This window comes from Psychrobacter sp. AOP7-B1-25, assembly GCF_052376195.1.
Taxonomy (GTDB): domain Bacteria; phylum Pseudomonadota; class Gammaproteobacteria; order Pseudomonadales; family Moraxellaceae; genus Psychrobacter.
Window position 1 is genome coordinate 653,065 of record NZ_JBQSVK010000001.1, and the last position, 9,070, is coordinate 662,134.

At 41.7% G+C, this 9,070-nt stretch carries 7 protein-coding genes; 2 read left to right on the forward strand and 5 right to left on the reverse strand.

Annotated elements, in window-relative coordinates:
* Positions 1–37: 37 nt before the first annotated feature.
* From ACT3QR_RS02600 to ACT3QR_RS02610, 3 genes are all read right to left on the reverse strand, one after another.
* Positions 38–670 (reverse strand): hypothetical protein, encoded by a 633-nt coding sequence (locus ACT3QR_RS02600; protein ID WP_444519825.1) that lies wholly within the window; start codon positions 668–670, stop codon positions 38–40.
* A 195-nt stretch (positions 671–865) separates the two neighbouring features.
* Positions 866–1,258 carry a Cu(I)-responsive transcriptional regulator gene (gene cueR / locus ACT3QR_RS02605; RefSeq protein ID WP_444519826.1) on the reverse strand — a complete coding sequence of 131 codons (393 nt, stop codon included), beginning with the start codon at positions 1,256–1,258 and terminating at the stop codon, positions 866–868.
* Positions 1,259–1,355: 97 nt separating this feature from the next.
* Complete coding sequence (locus ACT3QR_RS02610; RefSeq protein ID WP_444519827.1) at positions 1,356–3,833, reverse strand: heavy metal translocating P-type ATPase; 2,478 nt, start codon at positions 3,831–3,833, stop codon at positions 1,356–1,358.
* 409 nt (positions 3,834–4,242) lie between these two features.
* Here ACT3QR_RS02610 and ACT3QR_RS02615 point away from each other — a divergent pair, with 409 nt between their 5' ends.
* Both ACT3QR_RS02615 and ACT3QR_RS02620 read left to right on the forward strand, forming a co-directional pair.
* Entirely contained in the window at positions 4,243–4,956 is a 714-nt protein-coding gene (locus tag ACT3QR_RS02615) for a DarT1-associated NADAR antitoxin family protein (RefSeq protein WP_444519828.1), read from the forward strand.
* A gap of 314 nt (positions 4,957–5,270) precedes the next feature.
* Complete coding sequence (locus tag ACT3QR_RS02620; protein WP_444519829.1) at positions 5,271–6,404, forward strand: M14 family metallopeptidase; 1,134 nt, start codon at positions 5,271–5,273, stop codon at positions 6,402–6,404.
* 169 nt (positions 6,405–6,573) lie between these two features.
* Here the strand turns inward: ACT3QR_RS02620 and ACT3QR_RS02625 are convergent, their stop codons facing one another.
* A complete protein-coding gene (locus ACT3QR_RS02625; RefSeq protein ID WP_444519830.1) occupies positions 6,574–7,005 on the reverse strand; it encodes a DUF6789 family protein in 432 nt (143 codons plus the stop codon).
* A gap of 375 nt (positions 7,006–7,380) precedes the next feature.
* On the reverse strand, positions 7,381–8,811 hold the full coding sequence (locus ACT3QR_RS02630; RefSeq protein ID WP_444519831.1) for a patatin-like phospholipase family protein: 1,431 nt from the start codon (positions 8,809–8,811) through the stop codon (positions 7,381–7,383).
* Between the last annotated feature and the right edge of the window lie 259 nt (positions 8,812–9,070).

The following is a 9,070-nucleotide window of genomic DNA, read 5'->3' on the forward strand; positions in this document are numbered from 1 at the left end:
CAAACATCAAAAGTTGAATGCCTATAGTATTGACTGATTATGTTTGCAGGATAGGAGGCGGTGCACGTGATAATGGCCGAACGAAGCTAGCGACACAGGAACTCGCCTCATCGGATATTATGGCCATTATGGTAGTGATAGGCTCAATCAGAGAAGGTTTGTTTAACTTAATAAGAGAGGGAAGGAGCGCTGGCGCCACTGCTGTACAGAGGTTACAGCGACTGTGATGTCCATTATTGGACTCGGAGCTTTGAGTGCTAACGTGATGCTGTAAGTTTGGTGCTGTCGCTGGTGAAACAGTGACGTCGATAGCCCTCGACTCTGCGTCAGCTACTGTGGATGGCGATTCAGAAGTAGATGTATCATAAAAATATAACTGGTGGGCAGCACTGTCATGAGGTGATGTGCGATTGGTTTGAGCAATATCGGCTTTGATTCGCTCATACTGTTCAACCGCAGAGATGATTGTCGCCAGCTCAACATGAAAATCATGATTTAAATGAGGGTGATGTTGATTATCAACTTCATCAATACTGCTATCCCATAGCGTGGCTAAAAATGGCGACGCATGTATCAACCATGCAAAACAAGCAAGCAACATGCCCGTCCACATCACCCTCGCCGACAGTGCGGTGCGGCGTCGTACGATGTGAGTGTGTTTTGAGGTCATGGTAGATTCATTACATAAGTCTTGCACAGGGAGTATTGATCTGAATCGAACAGATATTGATACGTTATGATAAGTTAACTTAACAAAACTTATTAACAATACTATTGTAAGTTAATTGACTTACTTTATACAAGTGTCATGTTCTCAAAACTATACGGAGATGCGATATACAAAGGTATAGCTGATATATTCCCTCTATCTAGCTTGCCCAAGATCCTCCAAAATAGCGCAATCTGCATTATCATCGCCTGCACAGTTATCAAAAGAGTTCTGTAGAGCGTCAACCATCTCCTGCAATTGAGCAATTTTTTGATTTAATGTTTCTATATGCTCTTGTGTTAACTGCTTCACATCCGCGCTCTGACGATTGGTGTTTTTGCGCAGATACAGTAGCTCTTTCATTTGCTTGGATGAGAACCCCAAGTCACGAGAATGTCTTAAAAAGCATAAGTCGTCTATATCTTCTTTAGAGTACAAACGATAACCTGCATCCGAGCGATGCACCGTTTCTAACAAACCAATCTGCTCATAGTAGCGAATCATTTTTGAGGAGATGCCTGACTGCTTTGATGCTTGACCAATATTCATAACTATCCTTCTAACTTGAAAAGGGACTTAAATAACAAAAGGGTTTAAATAATCTGTGTATCTAAACCCTATATGTATATGCTTTACGATTCTATATTTACTCTGTAATAGTAGGTGCTTTGAAATACTTCAAGCGTAGCGCATTACCTAGTACGAATACAGAAGACAGTGCCATGGCGGCAGCCGCAAAAATGGGCGATAGCAATATACCAAACGCGGGATATAACACGCCTGCCGCAATCGGAATCAAAGCGACATTATAGACAAACGCCCAAGCCAGATTTTGTCTGATGTTGCTGATAGTCGCCTTACTTAAGGCAATCGCGGTAGGTACACCTTGTAGGCTACCTGACATGAGTACAACTTCAGCAGCTTCAATGGCCACGTCTGTACCTGTGCCAATCGCTAAACCAACATCAGATTGGGCAAGTGCAGGAGCATCATTGATACCGTCGCCCACAAATGCTACTTGGCCATATTGTTCTTGTAGCTTACGTATCGCATCTACTTTCCCTTCGGGTAATACTTCTGCTACTACTTGATCGATATTTAATTTGTTGGCAATAGCCTGTGCGGTATGGCGATTGTCGCCGGTAATCATGGCTACTTTTAAGCCCAGCTGATGTAATGCTGCGATGGCAGTATGAGTCGTTTCCTTAATAGGATCGGCAACGGCAACAATAGCGGCCAACTGCTCATCTATCGCGATATAAATAGGGGTTTTACCTTCTTGCCCCAAACGTAGCGCATCCTGCTCAAAAGGTGCGACATTAAGCCCCAGTTGCTGCATGTAACGATCTGCACCAATGTGAATCACTTGTCCTGATACGCTTGCTTGAATCCCTAAGCCTGTCATCGCCTCAAAGTTAGTAACAGGGAGTAATTGAATGTCTTGTTGCTCTGCGGCTTGCACAATAGCCAGTGCAATTGGATGCTCAGACTTTGCTTCAACTGACGCTAGCACACGTAAGACTTGTTCTTTTTCAAACCCTTGCTGAACTTGAAAGTCTGTCAATGTAGGTTTGCCTTCGGTCAACGTCCCTGTTTTATCAACGGCAACCACGCTCACTTCTTGTAGTGACTGTAGTGCTTCACCTTTACGGAATAACACACCCAGCTCTGCACCGCGCCCTGTACCCACCATAATAGAGGTAGGGGTGGCCAATCCCATTGCACAAGGGCAAGCAACAATAAGTACCGCAACGGCATTAATTAAACTAAAGGTTAATGCAGGATCAGGGCCGAAAATCAACCAAACGATAAAAGTCAGCGCGGACAAGAACATCACCGTTGGTACAAACCACATGGTGACTTTATCCACCAATGCTTGAATCGGTAGTTTAGAGCCTTGGGCTTGTTCTACCATACGAATGATTTGCGCCAGCACAGAGTCTTCACCGATGGCTGTTGCGTGGATATTCACAGTACCATTTTGGTTGATAGTACCGCCGACCACTTGATCGCCAGCTTGTTTTTTTACCGGAACCGGCTCGCCCGTAATCATAGACTCATCGATATAACTGTGACCATCAATCACCTCGCCATCGATAGGGACACGCTCACCTGGACGAATCTCAACTGTCATTTGTGCGGTGATGTCTTCGACAGGGATTTCGACGACTTTACCATCTTGCTGTACACGAGCTGTTTTTGCCTGCATACCTACCAAGTGTTGAATGGCTTCAGAAGTGCGGCCTTTGGCTTTTGCCTCAAAATAACGGCCCAATAAAATTAAACTCACAATCATAGCAGCGGCTTCGTAATAGACATGTACCGTACCGTCAGGTAGGACTTGCGGCATAAAGGTTGCTATGAGAGAGAACCCATAAGCCGCGATGGTACCAATTGCCACTAGCGAGTTCATATCGGGGGCAAAACGCAATAAGGCTGGCATGCCTTTTTGATAAAAGCGGCGCCCTGGAAAGAGTAATACTAGTGTGGTTAATACAAATTGTATCAGCCAACTTTGCTGAGTACCGAGGTTATTCACCACCCATGTATGAAAGACGGGAATCATATGCGATCCCATTGATAAAATGAATACGGGCAATGACAACAGGACAGACAGACCTAAATCTCGTTTGAGCTGCTTTTGCTCCGAGGTTTTCTTTTCCTGTTGCTCACCTTGATCTGGTTTTACCAGTTTGGCCTCATAGCCCGCCTTTTTAACGGCTTCAATCAGATCATCTGTGTTGATTTGGGTGTTCGCTTGTACCAAGGCTCGTTCGGTCGCAAGATTGACGCTGGCTTGTTGTACGCCTGATATTTTCTTTAGAGATTTTTCAACGCGTCCAACACAAGAAGCACAGCTCATGCCTTCTATTGATAGCTCAATCGGTTTAATTGGCGTTACTTTATAGCCTGCGCGTTCTACCGCTGTGTTTAACTGGGTAACATCTAAAGGCTGAGAGGCGTATACCGTCGCCTGTTCAGTGGCAAGGTTTACCTCAGCGTTTTCCACGTGTTCAATCTTTTTTAATTGTTTTTCGATGCGCCCGACACAAGAGGCACAACTCATGCCTTCAATGCTCAGAACTTCTTGATGGGTAGGGGTTTCGGTATTTTTTGTTTTCATAACAACCTCTGTCGTTTTTAATTCTATTTTCAAATCTATAGCGACAGCATATAGGTTGACATCATGGTAAGGTCAAGCGGTTTTCTTTAATATTTACAAACATATTTATAGTAGCGTCTGATACTTGTCGTTAAGTCTAAAATAGCTCGATTATGGTTTATTGTTGGATGTATGAATGCATTAATTCTAAAATAGGGCAGGATAAATGACGGATAATAAGATAAACTTCCTCGCGAGCGCTGATAGGGTTTGATAACTCTTGATGAAATCACCGTGTTTGACTGCTAGCGAACAAAAACCAATAATAAATAACGCTAACAATGACAGAGTACGTCGTCAAAATCATGTGAAGTCAGCACAGTTACAACAAATTTTTTATACAAAACTATTGATATCAAGGCACATTACTATGGAACAAGAACAGAACGCTGTAGAGCATAAACCTGTATTCATGCCCAAAGTCAACAGTGACAATCTAGTAAAAACAGACATGGTTAGAGTTGAACGGCATGTGGGATTTTCTAGCAAACAAAAGAAAAAAACCATCAATGACTTACATCAAGTTATACGTAAAAAGTATGGGTTTAAGCAAGTGTTAGAGCTGTCTAGCAAATCTGGTAATAAGCTGAGCTTTCCGCTAAGTCCGTTTAGCTTAAAGATTACCGATGAGCATGATGGCAACTCATATAGTGTCGAAAATGTCTTTCAAGCCAGTATGGTCTTTGAAGATGGTGGTCCTTATCTTGATTTGTTAACTGTAGCGCCAAGACAAGCCAGAAAAGATGAACGATTAACGACGTCAGGGGAGCTTATTGGCTACAATTATTTTGGTATGGAGTGGGGCGTAGAGCCTTTGACGACGTTTTATGACTGGCTATATGTTAATGCGCTCAAGCAAAACCCTCAGCTGCATGAGGAAGTAATACAATATCAAGGGTTTACTGATATTACTTTTAATCCTAAAAAATCTATTCATAGTGCGGCGTATGCGTTAGCATTGTTTGTAGCACTGCATAAACGAGAGTTGCTCGACAATGTAGAAGATCCAATGGCGTTCTATGATTTATGCAATGAATTTAAAGTCAGTAATACTGAGCATCTGCTAGAAGAAGGTTGGATTTAATCGTCAAATCAGATCGCTTACGTTTTCTTGAGCCAAAAGCTGCGATATATGATGTGTCGTGGCTTTTTTATGTCTCTATGTTTCAAGCTATTAGCAATTTTATTTAAGTCTTTAACCAGTAGTTTTCTTAAATATATGCGATACAGAGATTATAAAGTGAATACCTTGAAAATTAGTCTGCAATGACCAAGTAAACGTATGTCTGTTCTATTAGATAAAAGTAAAAGTTATCAAAAAAACAGTAGGTAAAATGGTAAGTCTATTATGGACATAATATTTAAAACAGAATCATAAAAATCAATTAGGGAATAACTATGTATATCACGGCGAATTTTGATGCAGGCAACATTGACGTTATCAATGCAGATGATCAAAAAGATATTCAACTAGCGATTCGTCCAGATGTTGGCGGAGAGTTTTTTCAATGGTTTAATTTTCGTCTATCAGGTCAAATAGGAGAGCAGCATGTTCTCAATATTCTGAACGCAGGTGAGTCGTCTTATCTGGAAGGTTGGGAAGATTACCAAGCAGTAGGTTCTTGTGATCGTCAGCATTGGTTCCGTCTACCAACGTCTTATAAAGATGGAAAATTGACCATCGTGGCAGAGTTAGAATGCGAAACCATGCAAATTGCTTATTTTGCGCCTTATAGCTATGAGCGTCACCAAGATTTATTGGCCGCTGTGCAAGTGCATCCGCTAGTGACATTAGAGCATTTGGGCGAAACGCTTGATAAACGTGACCTAACTTTAGTCAAAATTGGTGATGGAGCTGCCCACAAGCGTAATATATGGATTACTGCCCGTCAGCACCCAGGTGAAACGATGGCTGAATGGCTCATCGAGGGTTTGTTGTATAGCTTGTTAGATAGTGATAATGCGACAGGCAGACAGCTATTAGACAAAGCCAATTTTTATGTGGTCCCTAATATGAACCCAGATGGCAGTGTACGTGGTCACTTGCGTACTAACGCTGCTGGAACCAATTTAAACCGTGAATGGCAAAACCCAAGCTTAGAAAAAAGCCCTGAAGTATTTCATGTGATTAATAAAATGAAAGCGACAGGCGTGGATCTATTTTATGATGTGCATGGTGATGAAGCATTGCCATACGTCTTCCTCGCTGGCTCACAAGGGACGCCAAGCTATAGTGATCGTCTGGCTGGTCTACGTGATAGATTTTCAGAGGTATTAAAATTAGCCAGCGCCGACTTCCAGTCTGAGATTGGCTATGACGTTGATGCACCGGGTACTGCCAATATGACCGTTGCTACCAATTGGGTGGCAGAGCATTTTGATTGCCTCGCTAATACGTTAGAGATGCCATTTAAAGATAATGACAACCTGCCTGATGAAGAGATGGGGTGGTCGCCAGAGCGCTCTATCAAATTAGGAGAAGCGTCACTGATAGCAATGCTGGCTGTCGTAGATGATTTAAGAGAGCTATAAAAAAAGCTGCAGAAAATAAAAAACTGCTAATGATGGCCTGTTTTGTAAAAGTCATCGTTAGCAGCTTATTTTAAATAATTCCAAATGTACTTGAATCTATACTTTTAATGTTGATTTTTAATAGCGATCTTTAATCAGTTATTATTGTAGATAGTTGGTTTCTAAGTTTTTAGTGTGCGCCAACAAGCTTAGTATAAACTTTACCCAATACTACGCCAAATACCAGATGTAGCATAAGAGTAGCGATCGGAATCATGATGCCGCTTGGCATTGATAAACCAAATAACCCATTGCCCATCATAGGCATAATAGCAATCATCATCATGAACCAACCAAGTGCTCCTACCAACGCACCAATCAGAGTAAAGTTCTTACTTCTATCCGTACCTGCCATCAATGCCATGACGATACCATAGCCGATCGATCCCACCATAAAGTGAGCAATCCATGCTACTACATGACTACCGCCCATCATCGATGCCAGCATCGCGATAATGTCCAAATCAGGCATCAGGCCTACCACACTTTTTAGCATTAGGAGTAGGGACATAATGATGGTCGCGACAAAAGCAGCGATTATTCCAGCCATATATTTGTTCATAGTAGTTATTCCTTTTTCAGGTTTTAATTATCATTATTTTTTGAACGTTTTTGATTCTATTTATTATCCAGTCGTAATACATTGGAGACAGATACCTGATTATATGTATGTTAAAGATATTAAAAGGCGTAGGTAATCTTTAAGATTATCGTATACTACCTACCAAGTATTAAAACTATAGTATGTACTGTTTCTACAGTAAAACGTCTGAAGCAGTCATTCAAGTAATTTTGAGTAATCGTTCAATTTTACTTGTAACCATAAACATGCTACGAATACTCAGTTCGAAAAAATAGGGTGGGTATAATAGGCAGAGATGAGCATAGATAAATGTGGTAAGTATAGGCTGGCATGCTACCAGTCACGCATATGCGGTCACTGGAGAGCATGACGGAAATTTTGAAATTCTTTAGATTGTTCAAGTAAGTTGTTACCCAAGTATCGTAGATCATCTACTTGATCAGGTTGTAAATGAAAGGTGGTGGGCATGGCATCGAACTTTGCACGCTCTGTTTTATCTTTGACTTGATCGAAGGTCAATACAGAAAAGTGTACTTCAACTTGAGGCGCATTTTCAGGCCGCTGAGCATTTACATGCTCTCCCCATTGCATAAATTCTTTTTTGGCCAATGAGACAGTTTCGTTATTTAGTGTACCTAGTGCGACTTCGCTCGACGCTGAAATGGTATCAAGAAAACTTGGCTCTTTATTTTCCACCGACCACTCATGTTCTGAGTAAGTCTGCGCATTGGCTACAACGACTAGTACTTGCTTAACTTTACGCAATTTAGCAGGACTGAAGGCACCAGCCATATTAGGCACATCACCATACTGGGTCACAGGACTCATCATTGATCCGCGGACGCCTAAATTATCAGTCACCCCGCCATCTACCAAGCGTACTACTGGCATACGCTCTGGCTGTGAGTACCTATCTAGCGCGCGCGCTATCGCGTAACTACGCGGTAAATGACTGTCTTGATTTAGGGCTTGATTAACCCAAGGCTGAGATCGCTGCGGGCAATCAGAAAAATTATGTAAGGCGATAGGGGCAAAGATACCAGGTACTGAGGAAGAGGCCATTACCGCATTGGCAACTGGGTAACTCGATAAATCTGAACATAAAAAATCGAACTGCTGCTGAGTAAATGAAAAAGTCATGGCATTGTTCAGATCACTTGCATTTAAGATAACGTAAGGCAACTTTCCACGACTCATGTCACCAAAGGTCTTTTGTTGAAATAGACTGTTGTTTAAATTATTAGCCACCAAATCTCCGCGATTATATTCAGAACTGCTCATCGCTATCAGGCTTTGCGGACGTAACGCAAGTCTAATCAGTCGTGACTGCCAGTCTTCATACAAGAATTGTGGTGCAAATTTCTCAAAAATATCATCACCGAATAATCCGTAATAAGCAGCTGTGTAGCTTCCTCCAGATACCGAAGAGATGACATCGACCTCATCTAATAGTCGGCGCTCTACGCCATTGATAGTCACAGGTGTATCACGTAATTTTTCTAACACTCCATAGCTGAGTGCTGCTGCCCGCGTACCACCGCCGGAAAAGGCAAGTACGACAAAGACTTCGTCTGAGTTTTTTGGGAGGTTGTTATTGAAATCATAACGAGCAGTGGATTTGTCTTCAATGGGCTTGTTCCAGACTCGTTGTGTACAACCGGTGATGAATAGAGAGGTAAGAATGATGAGGAACAGGAAATATGTAAAGCATAAACGAGGTGAAACGATCAGTTTCGAAAGTTTCTGCAGCAGCCGATCATAGTAAATAGGTATGTCTATACGCATTCAAATCACCTAAAGGTTTGTAGACTGTGGTTCGCTCTGTATCTTTTGTCTAATATCAGAGTGAACGATGTCGGTTTTTGACTTCCATGTCAGTTTTGACTTGAAACTTAAGAGCAGTGAATACCTTCTAAATACGACGTATATAAAACAAAGCTAATATAGACTGATTTTTTATTAGCATCAGTCATGAGGGATGTAGTGTAAGTACTATTAACAAACTTTAACTGGACGGTAATAGCGAGTCAAGATAAAACTAAAT

Coding starts and splice junctions, on each gene's coding strand:
- ACT3QR_RS02600 (WP_444519825.1), bottom strand. CDS start 670: ATGACCTCAAAACACACTCACATCGTACGACGCCGCACCGCACTGTCG.
- cueR (WP_444519826.1), bottom strand. CDS start 1,258: ATGAATATTGGTCAAGCATCAAAGCAGTCAGGCATCTCCTCAAAAATG.
- ACT3QR_RS02610 (WP_444519827.1), bottom strand. CDS start 3,833: ATGAAAACAAAAAATACCGAAACCCCTACCCATCAAGAAGTTCTGAGC.
- ACT3QR_RS02615 (WP_444519828.1), top strand. CDS start 4,243: ATGGAACAAGAACAGAACGCTGTAGAGCATAAACCTGTATTCATGCCC.
- ACT3QR_RS02620 (WP_444519829.1), top strand. CDS start 5,271: ATGTATATCACGGCGAATTTTGATGCAGGCAACATTGACGTTATCAAT.
- ACT3QR_RS02625 (WP_444519830.1), bottom strand. CDS start 7,005: ATGAACAAATATATGGCTGGAATAATCGCTGCTTTTGTCGCGACCATC.
- ACT3QR_RS02630 (WP_444519831.1), bottom strand. CDS start 8,811: ATGCGTATAGACATACCTATTTACTATGATCGGCTGCTGCAGAAACTT.